22 protein-coding genes are annotated in these 21,496 nt (G+C 61.6%); 11 read left to right on the forward strand and 11 right to left on the reverse strand.

The genetic code is table 11. The features are described 5' to 3' along the window. Positions 1-5 precede the first annotated feature (5 nt). The 4 genes from GTF44_RS02700 to metF all read right to left on the reverse strand — a co-directional run bounded on the left by GTF44_RS02700 (position 6) and on the right by metF (position 3,315). Positions 6-548 (reverse strand): GNAT family N-acetyltransferase, encoded by a 543-nt coding sequence (locus GTF44_RS02700; RefSeq protein WP_171557333.1) that lies wholly within the window; start codon positions 546-548, stop codon positions 6-8. Further along, the gene (locus tag GTF44_RS02705; RefSeq protein ID WP_171557335.1) at positions 532-1,728 is read right to left on the reverse strand and encodes an aspartate aminotransferase family protein; all 1,197 of its coding nucleotides are present in this window, start codon (positions 1,726-1,728) and stop codon (positions 532-534) included. Before GTF44_RS02705 ends, GTF44_RS02700 begins: the two co-directional genes overlap by 17 nt. A 75-nt stretch (positions 1,729-1,803) precedes the next feature. Then, a complete protein-coding gene (locus GTF44_RS02710; RefSeq protein WP_171557336.1) occupies positions 1,804-2,301 on the reverse strand; it encodes a PaaI family thioesterase in 498 nt (165 codons plus the stop codon). Between the two features lie 147 nt (positions 2,302-2,448). Further along, complete coding sequence (gene metF / locus GTF44_RS02715; protein WP_171557338.1) at positions 2,449-3,315, reverse strand: methylenetetrahydrofolate reductase [NAD(P)H]; 867 nt, start codon at positions 3,313-3,315, stop codon at positions 2,449-2,451. 94 nt (positions 3,316-3,409) lie between these two features. Between metF and GTF44_RS02720 the strand changes: the two genes are divergently transcribed. From GTF44_RS02720 to GTF44_RS02730, 3 genes are all read left to right on the forward strand, one after another. Continuing rightward, positions 3,410-4,315, forward strand: a complete 906-nt coding sequence (locus GTF44_RS02720; protein ID WP_171557339.1) for a LysR family transcriptional regulator — start codon at positions 3,410-3,412, stop codon at positions 4,313-4,315. A gap of 123 nt (positions 4,316-4,438) precedes the next feature. Next, positions 4,439-5,074 carry an alternative oxidase gene (locus GTF44_RS02725; RefSeq protein ID WP_171557341.1) on the forward strand — a complete coding sequence of 212 codons (636 nt, stop codon included), beginning with the start codon at positions 4,439-4,441 and terminating at the stop codon, positions 5,072-5,074. 79 nt (positions 5,075-5,153) lie between these two features. Then, entirely contained in the window at positions 5,154-5,954 is an 801-nt protein-coding gene (locus tag GTF44_RS02730; protein WP_171557342.1) for an inositol monophosphatase family protein, read from the forward strand. On the opposite strand, the gene GTF44_RS02735 is transcribed toward GTF44_RS02730, so the two are convergent. From GTF44_RS02735 to fsa, 4 genes are read right to left on the reverse strand one after another with little or no spacing between them, the layout of a single operon-like run. Further along, on the reverse strand, positions 5,951-6,640 hold the full coding sequence (locus GTF44_RS02735) for a phosphatidylcholine/phosphatidylserine synthase (protein WP_171557344.1): 690 nt from the start codon (positions 6,638-6,640) through the stop codon (positions 5,951-5,953). The genes GTF44_RS02730 and GTF44_RS02735 overlap by 4 nt on opposite strands. 51 nt (positions 6,641-6,691) lie before the next feature. Beyond that, on the reverse strand, positions 6,692-7,615 hold the full coding sequence (locus tag GTF44_RS02740) for a tyrosine recombinase XerC (RefSeq protein ID WP_171557345.1): 924 nt from the start codon (positions 7,613-7,615) through the stop codon (positions 6,692-6,694). Positions 7,616-7,619: 4 nt separating this feature from the next. Continuing rightward, positions 7,620-8,333: a DUF484 family protein gene (locus tag GTF44_RS02745; protein WP_253261139.1), complete on the reverse strand. Its 714-nt coding sequence runs from the start codon at positions 8,331-8,333 to the stop codon at positions 7,620-7,622. A gap of 53 nt (positions 8,334-8,386) precedes the next feature. Then, complete coding sequence (fsa, locus tag GTF44_RS02750) at positions 8,387-9,040, reverse strand: fructose-6-phosphate aldolase (protein ID WP_171557346.1); 654 nt, start codon at positions 9,038-9,040, stop codon at positions 8,387-8,389. Positions 9,041-9,115: 75 nt separating this feature from the next. On the opposite strand from fsa, the gene GTF44_RS02755 reads away from it, so the two are divergent. The 4 genes from GTF44_RS02755 to GTF44_RS02770 all read left to right on the forward strand — a co-directional run bounded on the left by GTF44_RS02755 (position 9,116) and on the right by GTF44_RS02770 (position 14,393). Then, entirely contained in the window at positions 9,116-11,308 is a 2,193-nt protein-coding gene (locus GTF44_RS02755; protein WP_171557347.1) for a primosomal protein N', read from the forward strand. Positions 11,309-11,377: 69 nt separating this feature from the next. Beyond that, positions 11,378-12,463 (forward strand): histidinol-phosphate transaminase, encoded by a 1,086-nt coding sequence (gene hisC / locus GTF44_RS02760; protein WP_171557348.1) that lies wholly within the window; start codon positions 11,378-11,380, stop codon positions 12,461-12,463. Next, a complete protein-coding gene (locus GTF44_RS02765; RefSeq protein WP_172135675.1) occupies positions 12,460-13,335 on the forward strand; it encodes a prephenate/arogenate dehydrogenase family protein in 876 nt (291 codons plus the stop codon). Before hisC ends, GTF44_RS02765 begins: the two co-directional genes overlap by 4 nt. Before the next feature lie 56 nt (positions 13,336-13,391). Continuing rightward, on the forward strand, positions 13,392-14,393 hold the full coding sequence (locus tag GTF44_RS02770) for an extensin family protein (protein WP_171557350.1): 1,002 nt from the start codon (positions 13,392-13,394) through the stop codon (positions 14,391-14,393). A 6-nt stretch (positions 14,394-14,399) separates the two neighbouring features. Here GTF44_RS02770 and GTF44_RS02775 read toward each other — a convergent pair whose 3' ends face one another. Continuing rightward, positions 14,400-15,401 carry a DUF2125 domain-containing protein gene (locus tag GTF44_RS02775; RefSeq protein ID WP_171557352.1) on the reverse strand — a complete coding sequence of 334 codons (1,002 nt, stop codon included), beginning with the start codon at positions 15,399-15,401 and terminating at the stop codon, positions 14,400-14,402. 71 nt (positions 15,402-15,472) lie between these two features. Between GTF44_RS02775 and GTF44_RS02780 the strand changes: the two genes are divergently transcribed. Continuing rightward, on the forward strand, positions 15,473-16,015 hold the full coding sequence (locus tag GTF44_RS02780) for a gamma-glutamylcyclotransferase (RefSeq protein ID WP_171557353.1): 543 nt from the start codon (positions 15,473-15,475) through the stop codon (positions 16,013-16,015). 150 nt (positions 16,016-16,165) lie between these two features. Here the strand turns inward: GTF44_RS02780 and GTF44_RS02785 are convergent, their stop codons facing one another. Together GTF44_RS02785 and GTF44_RS02790 are read right to left on the reverse strand one after the other, a co-directional pair. Further along, entirely contained in the window at positions 16,166-16,507 is a 342-nt protein-coding gene (locus tag GTF44_RS02785) for a hypothetical protein (protein WP_171557355.1), read from the reverse strand. Beyond that, positions 16,504-17,211 (reverse strand): DUF599 domain-containing protein, encoded by a 708-nt coding sequence (locus GTF44_RS02790; RefSeq protein ID WP_171557357.1) that lies wholly within the window; start codon positions 17,209-17,211, stop codon positions 16,504-16,506. Before GTF44_RS02790 ends, GTF44_RS02785 begins: the two co-directional genes overlap by 4 nt. 89 nt (positions 17,212-17,300) lie before the next feature. On the opposite strand from GTF44_RS02790, the gene GTF44_RS02795 reads away from it, so the two are divergent. The 3 genes from GTF44_RS02795 (at position 17,301) to glcF (ending at position 21,390) form a co-directional block, all read left to right on the forward strand. Beyond that, a complete protein-coding gene (locus GTF44_RS02795) occupies positions 17,301-18,740 on the forward strand; it encodes an FAD-linked oxidase C-terminal domain-containing protein (protein WP_171557359.1) in 1,440 nt (479 codons plus the stop codon). 75 nt (positions 18,741-18,815) lie between these two features. Next, on the forward strand, positions 18,816-19,961 hold the full coding sequence (locus GTF44_RS02800; RefSeq protein WP_171558570.1) for an FAD-binding protein: 1,146 nt from the start codon (positions 18,816-18,818) through the stop codon (positions 19,959-19,961). A 106-nt stretch (positions 19,962-20,067) separates the two neighbouring features. Continuing rightward, positions 20,068-21,390, forward strand: coding sequence for a glycolate oxidase subunit GlcF (gene glcF / locus GTF44_RS02805; protein ID WP_171557360.1), 1,323 nt, complete (start codon positions 20,068-20,070; stop codon positions 21,388-21,390). Positions 21,391-21,496: the final 106 nt, after the last annotated feature.

Below are 21,496 nucleotides of genomic sequence, written 5' to 3' on the forward strand. Positions count from 1 at the left end.
AGTGTCTAGCCAGAAGATGGCTGGGCGATATCGGGTGTTTCGGCCATCTGCCGTTGAAACAGCATCACCAGCACACGGTCGCCATCGCCACACTCGCGTTCTTCCAGCGGGGCGAAACCGGCGGCGGTGTAGGTGGCGATAGCGCGGGTATTGGCCGGGTCTGGATCGATGGCGATGGTGGAGGCCCCTTGATCCATCAACTCAATGGCGCGTTGGCGGATATAGGCCTGCGCATGGCCTTTGCCGAGGAAATCGGGATCCCCCAAAAACGTGTCCATCGCGCGCGTGTCCGCTGGCAGGTCGGCGAAATGCGGCGCGGGCCAGTGATGCGCCGGATAATCCTGCACAAAGGCAAAGGGGCGGCCCTCGAGTTCCACGATCCGCATATCCGTGGGGCCGCGATCAAAATCTTCTTCCATCAGCGCGATTTCCACAGCGGAATTGCCCCACCAGCCACCGATATGAGGTTGGTCAAGCCAGCTCTCGATCAACGGGTAATGGTCCCGGGTCAGCTTGACGAAGCGATAGGCTCTATTCGGCGGCATCATGGGTCTGCGCCTTCAGCGCGGTTGCCGCCCGATCAAGCCGGTCGATCCCCTCGGCAATCTCCGCCTCGCTCAGCGTGAGAGAGGGCAACAGACGCACCACATTGTCGCCTGCCGGAACCGTCAGCATCTCTTGCTCAAACGCGGCGTTAATCACGTCGAGATTGGGCAATTTGCAAACCAGGCCAAGCATGAAGCCCGCGCCGCGCACCTCTTCAAACACCTCCGGGTGTGAGGCGACCAACCCTTCGGCCTTTTGCCGCAAGAGGCCCGCCCTGCGGCTCACATCCTCAAGAAAGCCATCCTCGGTGATCACATCCATCACCGTCGCGGCCACTGCGCAGCCAAGGGGGTTGCCGCCATAGGTGGAGCCATGGGTGCCGGGCGTCATGCCAATCGCGGCTTCCTCTGTGGCCAGCAGTGCACCGATTGGGAAGCCGCCGCCGATGCCTTTGGCCACCATCATGATATCCGGGCTAATGCCGGCCCATTCATGCGCGAAGAGTTTGCCCGTCCGGCCCATACCGCATTGAATTTCATCGAAAATCAGCAACAGCCCGTGTTCGTAACACAAGTCACGCAAGCCCTTTAGGCATTGATCCGGCACCGGGCGGATGCCGCTTTCGCCCTGGATCGGCTCCAGCATAATCGCGCCCACATCCGTGCGCGCCGCCGCTTCGCGCAGTGCGTCGTGATCGCCAAACGACAAGTGGATGAAGCCGGGCAGAAGCGGCCCAAACCCTACGGTCAGCTTTTCGGCCCCGGCGGCGGAGATCATGCCCATGGACCGGCCATGAAACGCCCCCTCGAAGGTGATGATCGTGGTGCGGTCCGGCTGACCTTTCTCATGCCAGTATTTCCGGGCCATTTTCACAGCAAGCTCCCCCGCCTCCGTGCCGGAGTTGCAGAAGAACATCGTGTCGGCGAAAGTGTGTTCGACCAGTTTCTCGGCCAGCTCCTGCTGTTCAGGCACGGTATAGAGATTGGATGTGTGCCAGAGCTTTTCCGCCTGTGATTTCAGCGTGTTGACCAGGGCCGGATGCCCGTGCCCAAGTGCCATCACCGCGATACCGCTGGCGAAATCCAGGAAACGTCGGCCATCGGCTTCCACCAACCAAGCGCCTTCGCCTTTGACAAAGGACAGCGGCGCGCGGGAATAGCTGGGAAGGACCGGGCTGATCATAACCATCTCCGAGATCGGTGTTGCAAGAAGCCCCGGGCTTGCCCGAAAGGTATCATTAAGTCAATTCAACAGCCGTTATGCTCCATCAGTCATCTTCATGATGATGCAGGTGGTTGAGCCGGTGGCATAAAGTTTGCCGTCCTGGACGCCGCGAATAGTGCCTTCTGCCACGCCGGTGGACCGCCCCGCATGACTGACGATACCCTCGGCGGTGATCTCCATGCCGACTGGGATCGAACGGGTGATATTTATCTTGTATTCCAAGGTGGTATAGATCGAACCCTTGGGCACTTTCGTCATCACCGCGCAGGCCATGCAACTGTCGAGAAGCGTCCCGTACCAGCCGCCATGCACCGTCCCCATCGGGTTGGTATGGTCAAAGCTCGGGGCGCCGCGAAACACCACGCGCCCGTCTTCGACAGTGTCGAGCGCGTAGTTCAGCCCTTGGGAGATCGGCGGCGCGGGCAAATGGCCATCCCTTATGCCCTCCATGAAGTCCAGGCCCGACATCGACAAAAGCGCCTCCTGATCCAGAAGCTCATCCATCGACTTTGCGTAGACCCGGTTTGCCATATCGTCCTCCTATCCGTCTGAGCGATACCCAAGCGCGCGCGCGGGGGTTCCGCAAGCGGTGGAAAAGGTGACGCAGCGTCGGAAAAAGAACGGAGATAGGTTACGAAAAATCGCGAAATACGGGAATTTTGTAACCTATCTCCGGGCTCAAGCCACTTCGGCCAGGGCCAGTTTCGGGGTCACGCCCAGGGCGGCGCAGACCTCCCGTGTCAGTTCCGGGGTGTTCAATGTGTAGAAATGCAGATCGGTGACCCCGCCCTCAATCAGGTCGGAGCAAAGCTCGCTACAGACCGCCGTCGAGAGTAGGGATTCGCGCCCATCGCGGATTGCGGCGGTGTAGGCCTCGTCCAACCAAGCCGGGATCACGGCACCACAGGCGGTGGCAAAGCGGCGGATACGGGTCCAGTTGTTGATCGGCAGGATGCCGGGGATGATCGGCGCGTCGATACCCGCCTTCACGCAAGCATCGCGGAACCGGAAGAAGGTGTCGGCCTCGAAAAAGAACTGCGTGATGGCGGAGGTCGCGCCCGCGTCAATCTTGCGCTTTAGGAACTCCACGCAGGCCGACAGATCAGGCGCATCTGGATGCGAGTCTGGATATGCGCCGACCCGCAGCGAAAACTTACCGGTTTTGGCGAGCGCCTCGATCAACTCGACAGAGCTTGCAAACCCATCCGGGTGCGGCGTGAATTTGCCCGCACCTTTTGGCGGGTCGCCGCGCAGCGCAACGAGTTGCGAGATACCTGCTTCGGCGTAACTCTCTGCAATGGCGAGGGTCTCTTCACGTGTGGCGTCAACGCAGGTCAAATGCGCCGCCACCGGCACGCCGAAATTGCTGTCAATCGCGGTCACCGCGTCATGGGTCAGCTTTCGGGTTGTGCCGCCCGCACCATAGGTGACCGAAACGAATTTCGGGTCCAAAGGCGCCAAAACACCAAGCGTGTCCCACAGCCGAAACGACGCCTCCAATGATTGCGGCGGGAAGAACTCAAACGAGACGGCGGGCACAGGCATAGCGATTCTGATCCTTGAAAAGACGCCACTGGATGTCGCATAGAGGGCAAGCTCAAGACAAACTCATAAAACTCATCATCAATATGAGCCGGACATGCATATCGAATTTCGCCACCTCCGCACCATCCGCGCCATCCACGAAGAGGGCGGACTGGCCAAGGCGGCGGATACGCTGCACATCACGCAAAGCGCGCTCAGCCATCAGATAAAGGGGCTGGAGGCGCAGGCCGGTGTGGAGCTGTTTGTGCGACGTTCGAAGCCGATGCGGCTGTCTTCGGCGGGGATGAAGCTTCTGCGGTTGGCCGAAGACATCCTGCCGCGCATTGCGGCGCTGGAAGAGGAATTCACCGGCCTGCGCGCGGGCAAATCCGGCCGGTTGCACATCGCGATCGAATGCCATGCCTGTTTTGACTGGCTCCTGCCGGTCTTGGAGAAGTTCCGCCAAGCTTGGCCGGATGTGGATGTGGATATCCGCCCGGGCCTGCAATTCGAAGCTCTGCCCGCCCTCGTGCGGGAAGAGGTCGATCTGGTGATCTCGTCTGACCCCGAAGAACTGCCGGGCGTCGATTTCACACCGCTCTTTGACTATGAACCGGTGTTTGTCGCGTCCGCCGAGCATCCGCTGGCGGCGAAGGATTTCATCGAAGCCAAGGATTTCGAGGGTGAGATGCTGATCACCTATCCGGTGGAGCGGGCGCGGCTCGATGTGTTCAACCAGTTGTTGACCCCTGCGGGCGTGGAGCCGCGCGGCATCCGGCAAGTGGAGCTCTCCGCAGTGATCTTGCTTCTGGTCGCCTCAAACCGGGGGGTCTCGGTCCTGCCGGATTGGGTTGTGCGCGAGCAGCGGCAGAATGCGAGCTATGTCACCCGACCTTTGACCAAGACCGGCCTGACCCGGCGGCTTTACGGCGCCACGCGGAGTGATGAGACCACCAAGCCGTTTATGTCCCATGTGCTGAAGCTGGCCCGGACCGAGCCATTGAAATTGCAACGCAAGTAATCGTTTCATCCCAATGGCTTAAATCTGCATCGACTTGTCGCAGGGTAAGCCGCGCGCAAGGTGTCGCAGTTGCATTGATCCGCCGGGCTTTACCCTCAGATTCTGGGGCAGGAGGCACGCGATATGTATGATCACCCTTACAACCCCGACCCTGACCTGACCCTTCACAAGCCGCCTGCGGACATCCATGACCGGATCGCTCTGAAGACGGTGAAATTCATGCGCGTCTTTGCCGATGCGTTTTTCGCCAAGCGCTATGGCCACCGCGCCGTCGTGCTGGAAACCGTCGCGGCGGTGCCCGGCATGGTCGGCGGGTTGTTGCAGCATCTCAAGGCGCTGCGCCATATCCGAGACGATCAAGGCTGGATCCGTGAGCTTTTGGAAGAGGCGGATAATGAGCGGATGCATTTGATGACCTTCATCAAAATCGCCCAACCGACGCTTCTGGAACGCGGCTTGATCATGATCGGTCAGGCGGTGTTCTTCAATTTCTACTTCTTTCTCTACCTGTTTGCGCCACGCACCGCGCATCGCGTCGTGGCCTATTTGGAAGAGGAAGCCGTGGTCAGCTATACCCAGTATCTTGAGCAGGTGGATGCCGGGCGGCAAGAGGATGTGCCTGCGCCGCAGATTGCGATTGATTACTGGCATTTGCCGTCCGATGCGCGGCTGCGCGATGTGATCATCGCGGTCCGGGCCGATGAGGCCGGGCATCGCGATGCCAATCACCGTTTTGCCGATCAATTGGCGGCAGGCTGACCCCTAGCGCCGATTGAGCCCTTGGCAGGCCGCGCGTGCAGGTCTATACGCGCGGCCTGGTAGTCAAAGGGGCAAGGCCATGCAAGGCAGCGCAAATCTCAACGTCATGATCAAAGCCGCTCGTCTGGCGGGGCGCTCGCTGGTCAAGGATTTCCGCGAAGTCGAAAACCTGCAGGTCAGTGCCAAGGGGCCGGGTGATTTCGTGTCCAAGGCCGATATGGCCGCCGAGCAGATCATCCGCGACGAGTTGATGGAGGCGCGCCCAAACTACGGCTTTCTCGGCGAAGAGAGTACCGAGACCGAGGGCAATGACCCAACCCGTCGCTGGATTGTTGATCCGCTGGACGGCACCACGAATTTCCTTCATGGGATGCCGCATTTTGCCGTCTCGATTGCCTTGGAACATAAGGGTGAGATCGTCGCGGGCGTCGTGTTCGACCCGGCCAAGGACGAGATGTTCTATGCCGAGAAGGGCCAAGGCGCATGGTTGAATGACAAGCAGCGGCTTAGGGTTTCTGGACGCACCCGGATGATCGAGAGCATCTTTGCGACCGGGGTCCCCTTTGGTGGGCGCAAATACCTGCCAGCGGCGTTGCAAGACTTGGCACGCCTGATGCCGCAATGTGCGGGCGTGCGTCGGTGGGGCGCGGCCTCGCTTGACCTCGCCTATGTCGCGGCTGGACGTTACGAAGGCTATTGGGAACGCGGTCTGAACGCTTGGGATATCGCCGCGGGCGTGATCATTGCGCGGGAAGCTGGCGCGATGGTGGAGCCGCTGCGCGAGGGGCAAGATTTGCTCACGGCGGGCAGTTTGATCGCAGCCAATGGCGGGATGTTCGAGGCTTTTGCCAAGGTGATCCGCGAACGGTCCGACGCTTAATCGCCGTTCAAAACCTGCTGCGCGATCCCGGCGACGAGCAGATAGATTGACGTTATCGCCACGACCAGAGTCAGGGCCGGATTGGAGGCGAACCCCGTCCAAGCGGCCCAGCCGATCGCCCCGGTCCAGACCAGGGCCACCGGCAGCGTGATCCATCGCCAGCGTTTGGTGCGCACGGGGTGGACGAATTTCAGCGGCAGGAACATCGCGACGCTGAGGATGATGACAAGCGCCAGCGTTATCCAAACCCCCGGCGTCATCACCAGGCAGCCCAGGATCAGCATATTCCAGCAGCCCGGGAACCCCGAAAAACTGTCATCGGCGGTCTTCATCCGGGTGTCGGCGAAGTAGAGCGCGCTGGCAAAGGGTACCAGCAACACGGTCAGCCAGCCGGTCCATCCCGGCAAGAGCCCTGAGGCGTAGAGCGCATAGGCCGGGATCACCACATAGGTCATGAAATCGATGATCAGGTCCAAGAGCACCCCATCGATTTCGGGCGCGTGGGTCTTGACCTCAAAATGCCGCGCCAATGGGCCGTCGATGCCGTCGACCACGAAGGCGAGGGCGAGCCAAAGCGCCATGACATCCCATCGCTGCTCCATCGCAGCCAGAAGGGCGAGCATGGCCAATGCCGCACCGATTGCGGTGAAGCCGTGGACGAAAAAGGCGGAAAGGCGCGCGTTCATCAAACTGTCATGACCGAAGAGGGCCCTGGCTTCAATGGGCAAGTTATGGGCCTATGCTTTGGGATGGGCGCTTTGATAGACTTCAAGGAGGCGCGCGGTGTCGACGGCGGTATAGGCTTGCGTGGTCGAGAGCGAGGCATGGCCAAGCAGTTCTTGGATCGCGCGGAGATCGCCGCCCGCGCTCAGCAGATGCGTCGCGAAGCTGTGCCGCATCGCATGCGGCGTGGCGGTGGCGGGTAGGCCAAGCTGCATCCGCGCCTGTTCCACGGTCTTTTGGATTTGCCGCGGGTTGAGCGCGCCGCCACGGATGCCGCGGAACAGCGGCGTATTGGGATCAAGCCGATGCGGGCAGAGGTCGACATACTGCGCCACGGCCGCCCGTGCGGCGGGCAGAACCGGTACCTCGCGCTCCTTGCCGCCTTTGCCGCGAATGCGCAGCACCTCGCCCAAGGGGAGGGTGCTTGCGGTCAGGCCAAGCGCCTCGGATATCCGCAAGCCGCAGCCATAGAGCAGTGTCACGACAGCCAAATCCCGGGCGCTGACCCAATCGGTTTGGTGCTGCATCTCGACCGTGTCGAGCAGGTCGCGGGCCGCCGGGGCGGCCAGAGGGCGGGGCAGGGGCCGTTGGAACTTCGGCGCGCGGGCGGCCAGCACGGCGGTGGCGTCGAACCCGTCCCGCTCGGCCCACCATCGGAAGAAGCCTTTGACGGCGGAGAGCTTGCGCGCCAGCGAGCGGGCGCTCACCTCACGGGCGCGCTCATCGGCCATCCAAGCGCGCATGTCGCGGATTGTGAGACCCCGAAGCGGGGCAAGGCCGAGGCTGTCGCCATGATAGACGGTTTGGAAGCCCAAAAACCCGGCCACATCACGGCGATAGGCCTCGACTGTGGCATCTGCCGCGCCATCCAATGCGGTGATATGGGCAAGCCAGTGTTGCAGAAGGTCGCGGGCCGCCGGGCTGAGCGCGAGCGTCATGGACTCAGGCCAAGTATTTGCGCATCAACCGCTCAAAAGCACCGTTGAAAAAGCTCAACAGATCCGTTCCTTGGCTGGGGCGGAACTGATGCGGGTCTTCGGCGCCCATAACCAGCAATCCAGGAAGGCGGCCTTCGCCGAGGTCAAGCCGCAACAGCGCTTCGGATTTGATCCAATCGGCCGCCTCGCCATAGATCACATCGGAGCTGTCCCCGACTTGGCGGAGCGTCACCGAGCGCTGCGGCACGTCGCGACCGCCGGTCAGATACTGATCGACAAAGCCGGGCGCGACGATGGTCAGCACATCCTCAAGCTTTTGCACTTTCGGCGCAGAGGTCTCGGTCGCTTCGGCGCTTTCAAGCACCAGGCGGACGCGATCGACCCGCAAAATCCCCGCCACATCGGTGCCGAGGATTTTCAGAAAGCTCTCGAAATCCGGTTGGTCCAGAAGGGCGATGATTGCGCGATGGATTTGATTGGTGCCCGAGAGGTTCTCATAGGCCGCGGCGATGACGGATCGGTGGGTATCCTCCAACCGATCCAGCCGATTTTCCAACCGTTCCATGGCGATGCCACGCATATCGACGATATTGCCGCCCATCTGCCGGTCATTCGCCGCAATCAGCGCCCGCATCAGGTCACGGTCTTCGAGAATAAGCTCCGGGTCACTCAAGACCCGTTCCCGCCAATCGTCCAACATGTCTGCTCTTTCGCCCATTTTCCGCCTGCGCCTCAGTATTTTTATTGGTTGGCGCAGACCTTACACGATGTTTACAGGATTTTCTGCCCTGTTTTTTCCCAATCCGCCAGAAACGCGGCCAAGCCCTTGTCGGTCAGGGCGTGATTGGCCATGGCCTTGATCACGCCCGGAGGCGCGGTTGCCACATCCGCGCCGATCAGAGCGGCGTCTTTCATGTGGTTTGCCGAGCGGATCGACGCGGCAAGGATTTCCGTCTCGAACCCGTAATTGTCATAGATCGTGCGGATATCGGCGATCAAATCCATCCCGTCGAGGTTCAGATCGTCGAGCCGACCGATGAAGGGCGAGATAAAGGTTGCGCCCGCTTTGGCCGCCAAAAGCGCCTGATTGGCGGAGAAGCAGAGGGTCACGTTGACCATTTTCCCTTCGCCCGACAGCACCTTGCAGGCTTTCAGCCCGTCCCAGGTGAGCGGCACTTTCACGGTGATGTTCTCGGCGATCTTGGCCAGCTTCCGGCCCTCGGCAATCATTGCCTCGGCCTCAAGCGCGACCACTTCGGCGGAAACCGGCCCATCAACCAGATCACAGATCTCTTTGGTCACTTCCAGGATGTCACGCCCCGATTTCAGGATCAGCGAGGGGTTCGTCGTCACGCCATCGACCATGCCCAGGTCATTGAGTTCTGCGATGGCATCGATATCTGCGGTATCTACGAAGAATTTCATCGTACGGTGTCCTTTCGGGTGGCAGCCGGGATCATTTGCCGGTCTTCTAGCGCAAGGGGCGGGATGCGGAAAGAGATGAGCCAAGACTATTTCGCAGAAGGAGAGCTGGTGGGCGTGTTGACCACCGAGCCGCTGGATCGGGTGCTGGACTACAAAGCGCCCGAAGGTGGCTGCTGGCTGGGTGCGTTTGTCGAGGTGCCGTTGGGGCCGCGCAAGGTTTTGGGTGTGGTCTGGGGGCCGGGGCGGGGCGATTGGGATATTGCCAAGGTGCGCGCGGTGAACCGGGTCTTGGATGTGGCCCCGATGCGCGGCGAGTTGCGCGGGTTTTTGGAGAAAGCCGGGGCATATACGCTGACCTCCATGCCAGCGATGCTGCGCCTAGCAACCCGCGCGCCGGGTCTGTCGGACCCGCCCTCTATGCGGAAGGTCTATCGCTTGGGTGCGTCTGCGCCGGATCGGATGACCGATGCACGACGGCGGGTTTTGGCGGTGTTGGAGGAGTATGGCGGCTTGGCCTTCACGCTGAAGGAACTCAGCGAGATGGCTGGTGTGACCTCCTCGGTGGTGAAAGGTCTGGCGACGCAGGCCGCGGTGGAGGAAGCCGATACGCCGCGTGATGCACCCTATCTGCCGCTTGACCCAGACCGCTCGGGCAAAGACCTGACCGAGGATCAGGCGGTGGCAGCCAAGGTTTTGCGCGAGGCGGTCGGCTCCGGCACCTATGGCACGACGCTTTTGAAGGGCGTCACCGGGTCGGGCAAGACCGAGGTGTATCTGGAGGCCGTCGCGGCCTGTTTGAAAGCGGGGCGGCAGGCGCTGGTGCTTTTGCCGGAGATTGCGCTGACCTCAGAGTTTCTAACCCGGGTCGAGCAGCGCTTTGGCGCGAAACCGGCGGAATGGCATTCCGGGGTGACGATGACCGAACGTCGCCGCTGTTGGCGGATGTTGGGGCAGGGCGCGGCGCAGCTTGTGGTGGGCGCGCGGTCTGCGCTGTTTCTGCCGTTCCGCGATCTGGGTTTGATCGTCGTCGATGAAGAGCACGATACCTCGTATAAACAAGAGGATGGCGTTCTTTATAACGCGCGCGACATGGCGGTGTTACGCGCCTCGATCAACTCTGCTCAGGTGGTGTTGGCCTCGGCCACGCCGTCCTTGGAAAGCTGGGCCAATGCCGAGGCGGGGAAATACGCGCGCCTTGATCTGACCGCGCGGTTTGGCGAGGCGGTTTTGCCCGAAATGCGGGCGATCGACATGCGGACGGAGGATTTGCCGGGCGATGCCTGGGTCTCGCCCAGCCTGCAAGCGGCGGTGAAACGGCGGCTGGCCGATGGCGAGCAATCGCTGCTGTTTCTGAACCGTCGCGGTTATGCGCCAGTCACGATTTGCCGGGCCTGCGGGCATCAGGTTGGCTGTGACAATTGCGATGCGCGGATGGTCGAGCATCGGTTTCAGAAACGTTTGATGTGCCACCAATGCGGGGAGACGAAGCCGATGCCGCTGGCCTGCCCAGAGTGCAAGATCGAGGGCAAGATGGCCGCCGTTGGTCCGGGCGTGGAGCGGCTGGCCGAAGAGGCTGCGACGCTCTTTCCCGATGCGAAACTGGCGGTTCTGTCCTCCGATCTGTTCGGCTCTACCCGAGCGCTGAAAACGCAAATCGAAGAGATCGCGCAAGGTGAGACCGATATCATCATTGGCACGCAACTGGTGGCCAAGGGCCATAATTTCCCGCGTTTGACACTGGTCGGTGTCATCGACGCTGATCTGGGTCTGCAAGGCTCCGACTTGCGCGCGGCCGAACGCACGTTTCAGTTGATGCGACAGGTGTCGGGCCGGGCGGGTCGCGTGGATAAACCCGGTGTCGCCCTGATGCAGACCTTTCAGCCCGATCATCCGGTGATCCGCGCGATCCTGTCAGGTGATGAAGAGGGGTTCTGGCGGGCCGAGGCGGAGGAGCGGCAACAGGCTGGCATGCCGCCTTATGGCCGGATGGCGGGGATCATCCTGTCCGGCCCCGATGCGGCGCAAGTCTTTGATCTGGGAACGCATCTGGCCCGCACAGACGCACCGCTCCGCGCGCTTGGGGCGACGGTTTATGGCCCCGCCCCTGCGGCGATCGCGCGTATCCGGGGGCGGCACCGCGTGCGCCTTTTGGTCAAAGCGCCCAAGGGTGTGGCGCTGCAGCCTGCGATTGCGGAGTGGACTCAAGGATTGAAGCTCAAAGGCGGGCTGCGCCTTGCAGTCGATATCGACCCGCAGAGCTTCTATTAAAATCGGTTCCCTTGCCTGATTTGCCCCGCTATTAACCCCGAACGATCCAACGAGAAGGGACAGTTGCCCATGTCCGCCGCTATCCGCCCGCAACCCGGCATTATGGAGATCGCGCTCTATCAGGGCGGGGCGAGTGCTATTGCGGGTATCGAAAACCCGCTCAAGCTCAGCTCGAACGAGAACCCGTTTGGCCCCTCGCCCAAGGCGGTTGAGGCGACGCAAGCGGTCGTGGCCGGGCTGCATCGCTATCCCTCCACCGATCATGCGCCGCTGCGCGCGGCGATTGCCGAGATGCATGGTCTTGAGGCCGAGCGGATCATTATCGGTGTGGGCTCGGATGAGGTGTTGACGCTTTTGGCGATGGCCTTCGCGGGGCCGGGTGATGAGGTGCTCTATCCTGAACATGGCTTCTCGCTCTATCGGATTTTTGCTCTCTCTGCCGGGGCGACACCGGTTGTGGCACCGGAAACCGACCGTGTTGTCGATGTGGATGCGATGCTCGCCCGGGTCACACCGGCCACGCGGCTTGTCTATCTCGCTAACCCCGCCAATCCGACCGGGACGCTGCTGAACAATACGGATCTGACCCGGCTGGCAGATGGCCTGCCCGCGGAATGTCTTTTGGTGCTCGACGGCGCTTACGCGGATTTTGTGCCGGGCTATGACGGCGGCGCGTCTCTGGTCAAAACCCGCGAGAATGTGGTGATGACCCGGACCTTTTCGAAGATTTATGGGCTTGGTGGGCTGCGTGTGGGCTGGGGCTATGCTCCGCAGCATGTGATCGATGTGCTGAACCGCATTCGCGGGCCGTTCAATATGTCGAGCCTCGCGCTGGCCGGGGCCGAAGCGGCGGTGCGGGATCAAGCCTTTGTCGATCACTGCCGTCAGGTGAATATCGAGCAACGCGCCCGGCTAGCGGGGGGATTGGCGCAGCTTGGTATTCCGTCCGATGAGAGCCACGCGAATTTCATCATGGCGCGGCTTGCCGATGAGGCCGAAGCCGTTGCGGCAGATACGCATCTGAAGTCACGCGGGATTTTGGTCCGGCTGGTGAAGGGCTATGGCTTCCCCGAGGCGCTTCGGATCACTGTCGGGCGGCCCGAAGACGTCACGCGGGTGTTGGATGCCATGGCGGAGTTCAGAGGCGTGTCATGAGCATCTTATACAAAAAAGTTGCGCTGATCGGCTTGGGCCTGATCGCCGGGTCGATGGCCCATGCCATGCGCCGCGGCGGGTTGGCGGGCGAGATCATCGGCACGGCCCGCTCGGCCGAAACACGGCGGATCGCGGCGGAGATTGGCCTTTGCGATCAGATCGCTGAGACGGCGGCCGAGGCTGTGAAAGGCGCGGACCTCGTCGTCCTCTGCGTGCCGGTCGGGGTCATGGCTGCGGTGGCCGAAGAGATTGGCCCACATCTGACGCCGGGTGCGACGATCACCGATGTGGGGTCGGTCAAACGCGATGTGATCGCCCAGGTCGAGCCGTATCTGCCCGAGGATGTGCATTTTGTGCCCGGGCATCCGCTGGCCGGGACCGAGCATTCCGGGCCGAATTCCGGTTTTGCCGAGCTGTTCGACAATCGCTACACGCTATTGACCCCGCTCGAGGGCGCCGACCCGCAAGCGGTCGCCAAGCTGCGCGCGCTCTGGGAAGGCTGCGGCGCGAATGTCGAGGAAATGGACGCCGATCGCCATGATCTGGTGCTGGCCGTCACCTCGCACACACCGCATTTGATTGCCTACACGATGGTGGGTGTGGCCGATGATCTGCGCCGAGTGACCGATAGCGAGGTGATCAAATACTCCGCTGCGGGTTTCCGCGATTTTACCCGGATTGCGGCGAGTGATCCTACCATGTGGCGTGATGTGTTTCTGTCGAACAAGGATGCGACGCTGGAGATTCTCGGCCGCTTCACCGAAGAACTCTTTGCGCTGCAGCGCGCGATTCGCACTGGTGATGGGGACCATCTGCACGATTACTTTACGCGCACGCGGGCGATCCGACGCGGGATCATCGAAGCAGGTTAAGATACCGATGCGCCGAATTTTGGGCGTGCCAGCCCGCGCAAAGAGGATGCAGCGGAATGAGGCTGGCCGTCTGGGCTTTGAGCGTTGTGCTGGCTTGGCCGGCGCTTGCCCAGGCACCAGATCGGTCGCCTTTCCCCACACCGCGCCCGGGCGGGACAACCGCTGCACCGACAACAGAGGTGCGTCAGGCCTCCGCCGCGACGCCCGCGCGTGTCGTGATCCGCGCCAGTGCCAACGCACCGCGCCGGTCGCTCCGCCCAATACTCCGCCCCGGTGGGTCGCCTTCCCAGACGGCAGCCGCGCAACCGACCGGGCCCGTGCCCGCCGCCACCGGCGAAACTGTTCAGATCATCGAACGCAGCGGTTTGTTTGGGATGAACCGGCGTGTGGTGGAAGTGCGGGCGATCAACGGGGCGACACGGCTGGCCGTTGTGCGATCTTTGAGACCTGAGATCCGCCCCGACGGGTTGGAACAAACCGTGCGGGCCGCCGCGACCCGCACCACGCCGTCGCGTGTGGCGCAGCCTGGGCGGCGCGGCGCGCTCTGCGGTCGGCCCGGGATCGTCGGCGAGCGTTTGTCGCCAATCACCGGTCGGATCAGCGGCTGCGGGATTGCCGAGCCGGTGCGTGTGCGCGAGATCGATGGCGTCACGCTCAGCCAGCCTGCGACAATCAACTGCGACGCGGCGCGGGCCTTGCAAACATGGCTCAATGACGGCGCGATCCCTGCGGTTGGCCGTACCGGCGGCGGCATCGCCTCATTGCGCGTGGTGGCGTCTTACTCTTGTCGCACGCGAAACAGCCGCCCGGGCGCACGGCTCAGCGAACACGCCCGCGGCAATGCGATCGATGTGGCGGCGATTGGCCTGGTGAATGGCCAAGAGCTCAGCGTGCTCAGCGATTGGAGGCGCGGTAACACGCGCAACCTTATGCGCCGTTTGCACAGCGAGGCCTGCGGGCCATTTGGCACTGTGCTCGGCCCGAATTCGGACCGGTTCCACCAGGATCATTTCCATTTCGACGTGGCGAGCTATCGCTCGGGGCCCTATTGCCGCTAGGGCGCGCTACCGCAGCACCAGGCGCGGGGCGTCTCCCACGGGAATTGGGCCGAAAAACACCCGCTGATCCCGGAAGCTAAGAGGTGCATCGATATCGGTGTCGCGCCCCGAGAGGCCCGCGACCAGTCCCAAAATACGCTCGATCCCGCCACGCGCTTCAACCGGAATGGCGCCGGCATTCACCCCCATCTCGACCATCTCGCGCCAGTTCTGCGCGCGGACCGAAATCTCGCCGTTTGGGTAGCCGTCGGCATCGACGGCCATCTCCCCCGCGAGACGCAGGGACAACTCCCCCCAATTGGCGCTCAGATCGGCGAGATCAATCGACGTGATGCCGGGCCGCGACTGTTCCAGCGCCGTCAGGTCCCAGGGCCGATCAAAGCCCATGACCGCTTCAAACCGAACCAATTCAATCGCTTCGGGCAAAATGCCCGCAGGGTTCAGCACGGCTTGTACGGGCTCCGCCGGAGTCAACGCATTGGCCTCAAAGAGAATGTCATAAGTCGCGTTGGTTTCGGGCAGCCGCGCGACCTGAAGCTCCGCCGCTTCAAGCGCCATCTGCCACCCCTCGGTGCTGCGGACCGCGACATTGGCCAGGGTCATCTCAGATTCATCCAAGGCCAGGTCGCCGCCCGGGCGCACTTCCACCACCGCGCCCATCTCGGAATTGGTGATCGTCAGCCGCTCGAAGGGGGATGCCAGGCTTTGCTCAGGCGGCCAAATCGCCTCGATCCGTTGCGGTTGATAGCTCGGCTGTGTGATCTGAAACTCGGGCGCGATCCAGGCCCATCCGGTCTCAGGATCGGCGAGTTCGACTTCACGCAGCTCCGTCCGAAACCGGATCGGATAACCACCGGTTTCAAGGCTCTCGTAATTTACCAGCCAGCCTTCGGACGCGCGCGCGTCCAGCCAGGCGCCCATCACCCGCTCGGTCCCATAAGCCCCGGCAAACCAAATGCCCGACCAGAGCACCGCGATGATGCCCAAGACCCAAAACCAAACGCGCATCGGCGCGATCTCCCCTTCAAATTCGTCTGCCCCCTGCATATAGGCAAGGGTTCAGGAAAGGACCATCTTCGATGTCTGATGCGCTTTGGGTCTTTGGATATGGCTCGCTTCTTTGGGATCCGGGCTTCGATGTGGCAGAACGGCGGCTGGCCCGGCTTGATGGCTGGCATCGCAGCTTTTGCATGTCGTCGATCCACCATCGCGGAACCGAAGAGAACCCGGGGCTGGTCTTGGCGCTTGATGCGGCCGTGGGGGCGCATTGCGACGGTGTGGCGCTGCGGGTTGTGGGGGGGCAGGAAGAGGCGGTGCTCGCCTATCTGCGGGAGCGGGAGCTGATCTCCTCGGCCTATCTGGAGACTCGCCTCGTTGTCGATTTCCACTGCACGGGGCAGGCCGAGGCGCTGACCTATGTGATCAACCGCCAGCACCGGCAATATATGGGGGCGCTCAGTCTGGAGACACAGGCGAGGATCATCGCGCGCGCCACTGGCGGGCGGGGCCCAAATGACCAGTATCTCTACAACACCGCCGCCCATCTGGCGGAGCTGAACTTGGCCGATCCGGACATGGAGTGGTTGGTGCGTCGGGTGCAGGCGCTGACAACTGAGGCGTGATGTTGGATAAGTTCGGCACCGCGACCTGACGCATCTTTGGGTGCGATCCCGGCACATCTTTCATCAGCGCCGTCTATACGACCGGCGGTTTGTCCCGAGCATCTGACATCGAGTGTGCGGCGACCCAATCCGCATGAGCCGGTCGGTGTGTCACTCAACCTGTAACACGAACCTCTCGGCGCCCCAGCCAGTGACATTGCAGCGGGCGCGGATGAAGACCTGCGTGACACCCTCGGGGATCGTGACATTGCCGAGTGAGCGGGTGAAGGGTTGTTCCTCAACATGTGGGTGAAACAGGGTTCGCGTACCAAGCACGGTGCCGTCTTCAAGTTCGACTTGCCACCCATCGGCGTAGTGATCCCAACCTGTATCCGGATGGGCCAGCGTCACATGGATCGTGTCCCCCCGTTGTTCGGCAGCCAGAATTTCGGGGGGCTCGGCCAAGGCCAGGGCAGGGAAAAGCAAGGTCGCGGCAATCAAGGCCAGTCTCATGGCATCTCTCCATCATCGGTTAGGATAACTTCACGGGATGTCGAGGCGAAATCCCGGCTCCAGATTCCGTAGGAGATAATGGCGGTCGCGGCCAGAAGCGGCAAGGGGCCAAACAGCCACGCCAAGGAGCCGAGCGAGAAATAGATCGCTCGCATGCCGCGGTTGAAATTATAGGATGCGCGAATGTTGATCACGGCAGCTTTTGCGGCCCGTGAGGCGGCATGCGGATCATCCGGCTTGTTCGGGATGGCGGCCATCATGACAGCGCAGTAGCCGAAGAGCCGGTTCGACCAGACGAAGCGCAGCACCGATTGGGCAAGAAGGCCAACGGTGAGCAGAAGTTTGATCTGCCACAGAAGGGCGGTTTCTTCTTCCAGGGTCAGGTCGCGGGCGACGACCAAGAGTTGATCGGAGTTGCTGATCAAGGTGAGCAGCCCGCCAAGTGCCAGCATTGCGCCAGAGGCAAAGAACGCGGTGCTTTGGCGCAGATTGGTCAGGATCGTCGCGTCGAAGATCCGCATCTCTCGCTGCACCAGCTCGTCCATCCAGGCGCGCCGATAATGCGACATCAGCACGGTGACCGATGGATGGCGGACCCGATCCGATTCAATCCAAGCGCCAAGCCCGCCCCATGCGGCGAGCAGGAGCCCGACCGCCAGTGCATCAAGCCAGCTGAGAGAGGTTATGACCGAGAAGAAATCCATCCTCTGAACCTTAGCGATTGAGATTCCAGTTGCCATCCGGTGAAATTGGTTATATTTATTTACCAATACCGGATGGGAGGACCGATATCATGGAGATGCCAACACCGGATCCAGTCGTTCTGGAGAAGAAATCGGCGCTGGTTGCGCGGCTTCTATCGGTTTTGCCGAGGGAGGCGGTGATCCATGAAGAGGCGGAGACGCGTGCCTATGAATGTGACGCGCTCACGGCCTATAAATGTCCGCCGCTGGCCGCCGTCCTTCCGTCATCGACCGAAGAGGTCGCGGCGATTCTGAAGATTTGCCATGAAATGGGCGTCCCGGTGGTGCCGCGTGGTTCGGGCACCTCGCTTGCCGGTGGGGCCCTGCCCACTGCTGATAGTGTTATCCTGGGCGTTGCCCGGTTGAACGAGGTTTTGGAGACCGATTACGACAATCGGTTCATCCGCGTGCAGTCCGGTCGGACCAATCTGAGCGTCACAGGCGCCGTCGAAGAAGACGGGTTTTTCTATGCGCCGGACCCGTCAAGCCAGTTGGCCTGCGCCATTGCGGGCAATGTGGCGATGAACTCTGGCGGGGCACATTGCCTGAAGTATGGGGTGACGACCAATAACCTGTTGGGTGTCACCATGGTCACTATGGATGGTCAGGTGATGGAGATTGGCGGCGCGCATATGGATGCGGGCGGGTATGACCTTTTGGGCTTGATCTGCGGCTCGGAAGGGCAATTGGGTGTGGTCACCGAGGCGACGCTTCGGATCTTGCCAAAGCCCGAGGGCGCGCGTCCGGTGCTGATTGGGTTTGATGACAATGAGGTCGCAGGCGCGTGCGTTGCCGACATCATTAAGGCGGGCGTTCTGCCGGTTGCGATTGAATTCATGGATCGGCTTTGCATCGAAACCACCGAGAAATTCGCCAATGCAGGGTACCCCGACTGTAATGCGTTGTTGATTGTCGAGGTCGAGGGATCGGACGCCGAAATCGACGAACAGCTTGGCGTAATCCTGCAGATCGCGCGCAAATACGACCCGGTAGAGCTGCGCGAGAGCAAGTCGGCTGAAGAGAGTGCCAAGATTTGGCTGGGCCGGAAATCCGCCTTTGGCGCGATTGGGCAGATCAATGATTACATGTGTCTCGACGGCACGATCCCCGTCTCCAGCCTGCCGTATGTTCTGCGTCGCATTGGTGAGATGAGCGAAGAATACGGGCTTCAGGTTGGCAATGTCTTCCATGCGGGCGATGGCAATATGCATCCGCTGATCTTGTTCGATGCGAATAAGCCTGGAGATTTGGAAACCTGCGAAGCCTTCGGTGCGGAGATTTTGAAGCTCTGCGTTGAGGTGGGTGGGTGTTTGACCGGCGAGCATGGCGTGGGCATTGAAAAGCGTGATTTGATGAATGCGCAGTTCAACCCGGACGATCTGGAGCTTCAGATGCAAGTGAAGGATGTGTTTGATCCAGCCTGGTTGTTGAATCCGGCGAAAGTCTTCCCGCTTGATGCCTCCCAAAGCCGTAGGGATGTCGCCGCCTGACGGCGGCGACCCGCTGGGGGCCGCTGACCCCAGGCCCGACGGATATTTATCACCAGAAGAAGGACAGGCCCGGTGCTGACCCCGAAAATTGAAATTGAGTTGTCCGAGATGATTTCGGGCGCGACCGGGCCGCTGCGCGTGCAAGGCGGCGGGACGCGGCCGATTGGTAAGCCGGTGATCGGAGAAGGCCTCTCGACGGCGGGTCTGAGCGGGATCGAGCTTTATGAACCGGGTGCGTTGACCATCGTTGTGAAAGCTGGAACCCCGCTGGCCGAGGTTGAGGCGGCCTTGGCGGCGGAAAACCAACGGCTGCCCTTTGAACCGATGGATCATCGGGCCCTGCTTGGAACCAGCGGCACGCCGACTGTTGGCGGGATGGTGGCGGCCAATATATCCGGGCCGCGACGGATCCAGGCCGGGGCGTGTCGTGACAGCTTGATCGGTGTGCGGTTCGTGGATGGCACGGGCCGGATCGTGAAAAATGGCGGTCGGGTGATGAAGAACGTCACCGGCTATGATTTGGTCAAGCTGATGGCTGGGAGCTATGGCACGCTTGGGGTGTTGACCGAGGTGAGTTTCAAAGTGTTGCCGGGGGTCGCGGCGACCGCTTGTCTGCTTTTGAAAGGGTTGGACGACACGGCGGCGGTGTCGGCGATGGCGGTGGCGCTTGGGTCCCCATTTGAAGTGTCCGGCGCGGCGCATACGCCCAAGGGCCTTGATGGCTCGCCGGTTACGATGATCCGGATTGAAGGCTTTGAGGCCTCGGTGGCCTATCGGGCGGCGGAGCTGCAGAAGATCTTGGCGCGGTTCGGCGAGGCTGACGTCGAAACGGGCTTGGCGGGTGACAGTGGCGGATTTGGCACCGATGCGGGCTGGGCCTGGGTGCGCGATGTGACGGGTCTGGCCGAGCAAGCCGGGGATGTCTGGCGGGTGTCGGTCAAGCCGTCGGATGCGCCAGAACTGGTCTCGCGGATGGGGGCGCTGGACGTACTCTATGATTGGGGCGGCGGTTTGGTCTGGGCGTTGATGCCTCCGGGGACCGATTTGCGGGCCAAGCTCGGCGATGTGCCAGGTCATGCGACATTGATCCGCGCGGCAGAGGACACCAAGGCGCGACTGCCCGTGTTCCAGCCGGAGGCAGCGCCAATTGCGGCTTTGTCAGCGGGATTGCGCGAGAAGTTCGACCCGCGCGGCATCTTGAACCAAGGGTTGATGTCATGAGCGGCCGCAGATCGAGGATGTGCTTTCACCCGACGCCAAACGGCGGCTCATGCCATGGGGCGACCAATGCGAAACGGCTGGGCCGTAGAGATAGGCAGATGATCTAATGCAGACAACCTTCACACCCGAACAGCTGCTGGACCCGGCCACGGCGCGATCAAATGAGATTCTGCGTTCTTGTGTGCATTGCGGATTTTGCACCGCGACCTGCCCGACCTATCAGGTTTTGGGCGACGAGTTGGATAGCCCCAGGGGGCGGATATATCTTATAAAAGATATGTTGGAGAATGACCGGCCAGCGGATGAGAAGACGGTCAAACATATCGACCGCTGCCTAAGCTGCCTGGCCTGCATGACCACCTGCCCATCCGGTGTGCATTACATGCATCTGGTCGATCATGCGCGTGAGTATATCGAGCAAACCTATAAACGACCCTTCACGGATCGGGCGTTGCGTTGGATTTTGGCGCGGATTCTGCCCTATCCGACCCGATTCCGGCTTGCGCTTTTGGGGGCAAAGATCGGGCGGCCCTTTGCGTCTTTGATGCCGGATGCGCGGTTGAAGGCGATGCTTGAAATGGCGCCGAAAACGATCCCGCCGGTAAGCCGCAATGACGACCCGCAAGTGTTTCCTGCGGAAGGGGAGCGGAAGATGCGGGTGGCGCTGATGACGGGCTGCGCGCAGCGGGCGCTGAATACCGATATCAATGACGCGACGATCCGGCTTCTGACGCGGCTCGGCTGCGATGTGGTGATTGCCGAGGGGCAGGGGTGCTGCGGGGCACTGACCCACCACATGGGCAAGACCAAAGAAAGCCATGCGACGGCGGCGAAGAACATTCGGGCCTGGAGCCGGGAGATGACGGGCGAGGGGCTGGACGCTGTCGTCATTAACACCAGCGGATGCGGCACGACCGTCAAGGATTACGGGCATATCTTCCGCAACGAGGCTTTGGCGGAGCAGGCCAAGGCGGTGAGCGAGATTGCTATGGATGTCTCTGAAATGTTGATGAAACTCGACCTGCCCGAAGGGGCGGACAAAGAGTTGACCATCGCCTATCACGCCGCGTGTTCCTTGCAGCATGGGCAGCAGATTAAGACCTATCCCAAGGATCTGTTGAAGCGGGCGGGGTTCAATGTCGTGGAACCAGCGGACAGCCATCTGTGCTGCGGCTCGGCGGGGACCTATAATCTGATGCAGCCGGAGATTTCGAAACAGCTCAAGGACCGCAAGGTGCAAACGCTGGAGGCGAAAAATCCCGACATCATCGCGGCGGGGAATATCGGCTGCATGATGCAGATCGGCGGCGGTACGGAGGTTCCGATTGTCCATACCGTGGAACTGCTCGATTGGGCCACGGGCGGGCCGAAACCCCCGGCTTTGACGGTCGAGAGGACGTCCGGCCCCGCGGTTCCGATATTGCGCTGATCGGTCGCCCCTGACGAAATTGAGCACCTCGGGCGCACACCTTTTGATCCGGGCATCGCCCGGGTCAACGGTGCGCGCCGGGTGCATATATGGGCCTCAATTTCGC

The organism is Roseobacter sp. HKCCD6576-2, assembly GCF_013179285.1.
GTDB lineage: Bacteria > Pseudomonadota > Alphaproteobacteria > Rhodobacterales > Rhodobacteraceae > Rhodophyticola > Rhodophyticola oceani.

Bases quoted from the DNA above. Each gene is read 5' to 3' on its own strand.
- fsa (WP_171557346.1), bottom strand. From the start codon at position 9,040: ATGAAATTCTTCGTAGATACCGCAGATATCGATGCCATCGCAGAACTC.
- metF (WP_171557338.1), bottom strand. From the start codon at position 3,315: ATGCCTGTGCCCGCCGTCTCGTTTGAGTTCTTCCCGCCGCAATCATTG.
- GTF44_RS02765 (WP_172135675.1), top strand. From the start codon at position 12,460: ATGAGCATCTTATACAAAAAAGTTGCGCTGATCGGCTTGGGCCTGATC.
- GTF44_RS02745 (WP_253261139.1), bottom strand. From the start codon at position 8,333: ATGGGCGAAAGAGCAGACATGTTGGACGATTGGCGGGAACGGGTCTTG.
- glcF (WP_171557360.1), top strand. From the start codon at position 20,068: ATGCAGACAACCTTCACACCCGAACAGCTGCTGGACCCGGCCACGGCG.
- GTF44_RS02735 (WP_171557344.1), bottom strand. From the start codon at position 6,640: ATGAACGCGCGCCTTTCCGCCTTTTTCGTCCACGGCTTCACCGCAATC.
- GTF44_RS02710 (WP_171557336.1), bottom strand. From the start codon at position 2,301: ATGGCAAACCGGGTCTACGCAAAGTCGATGGATGAGCTTCTGGATCAG.
- GTF44_RS02795 (WP_171557359.1), top strand. From the start codon at position 17,301: ATGGAGATGCCAACACCGGATCCAGTCGTTCTGGAGAAGAAATCGGCG.
- GTF44_RS02700 (WP_171557333.1), bottom strand. From the start codon at position 548: ATGATGCCGCCGAATAGAGCCTATCGCTTCGTCAAGCTGACCCGGGAC.
- GTF44_RS02775 (WP_171557352.1), bottom strand. From the start codon at position 15,401: ATGCGCGTTTGGTTTTGGGTCTTGGGCATCATCGCGGTGCTCTGGTCG.
- GTF44_RS02740 (WP_171557345.1), bottom strand. From the start codon at position 7,615: ATGACGCTCGCGCTCAGCCCGGCGGCCCGCGACCTTCTGCAACACTGG.
- GTF44_RS02720 (WP_171557339.1), top strand. From the start codon at position 3,410: ATGCATATCGAATTTCGCCACCTCCGCACCATCCGCGCCATCCACGAA.
- GTF44_RS02785 (WP_171557355.1), bottom strand. From the start codon at position 16,507: ATGAGACTGGCCTTGATTGCCGCGACCTTGCTTTTCCCTGCCCTGGCC.
- GTF44_RS02730 (WP_171557342.1), top strand. From the start codon at position 5,154: ATGCAAGGCAGCGCAAATCTCAACGTCATGATCAAAGCCGCTCGTCTG.
- GTF44_RS02705 (WP_171557335.1), bottom strand. From the start codon at position 1,728: ATGATCAGCCCGGTCCTTCCCAGCTATTCCCGCGCGCCGCTGTCCTTT.
- hisC (WP_171557348.1), top strand. From the start codon at position 11,378: ATGTCCGCCGCTATCCGCCCGCAACCCGGCATTATGGAGATCGCGCTC.
- GTF44_RS02790 (WP_171557357.1), bottom strand. From the start codon at position 17,211: ATGGATTTCTTCTCGGTCATAACCTCTCTCAGCTGGCTTGATGCACTG.
- GTF44_RS02755 (WP_171557347.1), top strand. From the start codon at position 9,116: ATGAGCCAAGACTATTTCGCAGAAGGAGAGCTGGTGGGCGTGTTGACC.
- GTF44_RS02780 (WP_171557353.1), top strand. From the start codon at position 15,473: ATGTCTGATGCGCTTTGGGTCTTTGGATATGGCTCGCTTCTTTGGGAT.
- GTF44_RS02770 (WP_171557350.1), top strand. From the start codon at position 13,392: ATGAGGCTGGCCGTCTGGGCTTTGAGCGTTGTGCTGGCTTGGCCGGCG.
- GTF44_RS02725 (WP_171557341.1), top strand. From the start codon at position 4,439: ATGTATGATCACCCTTACAACCCCGACCCTGACCTGACCCTTCACAAG.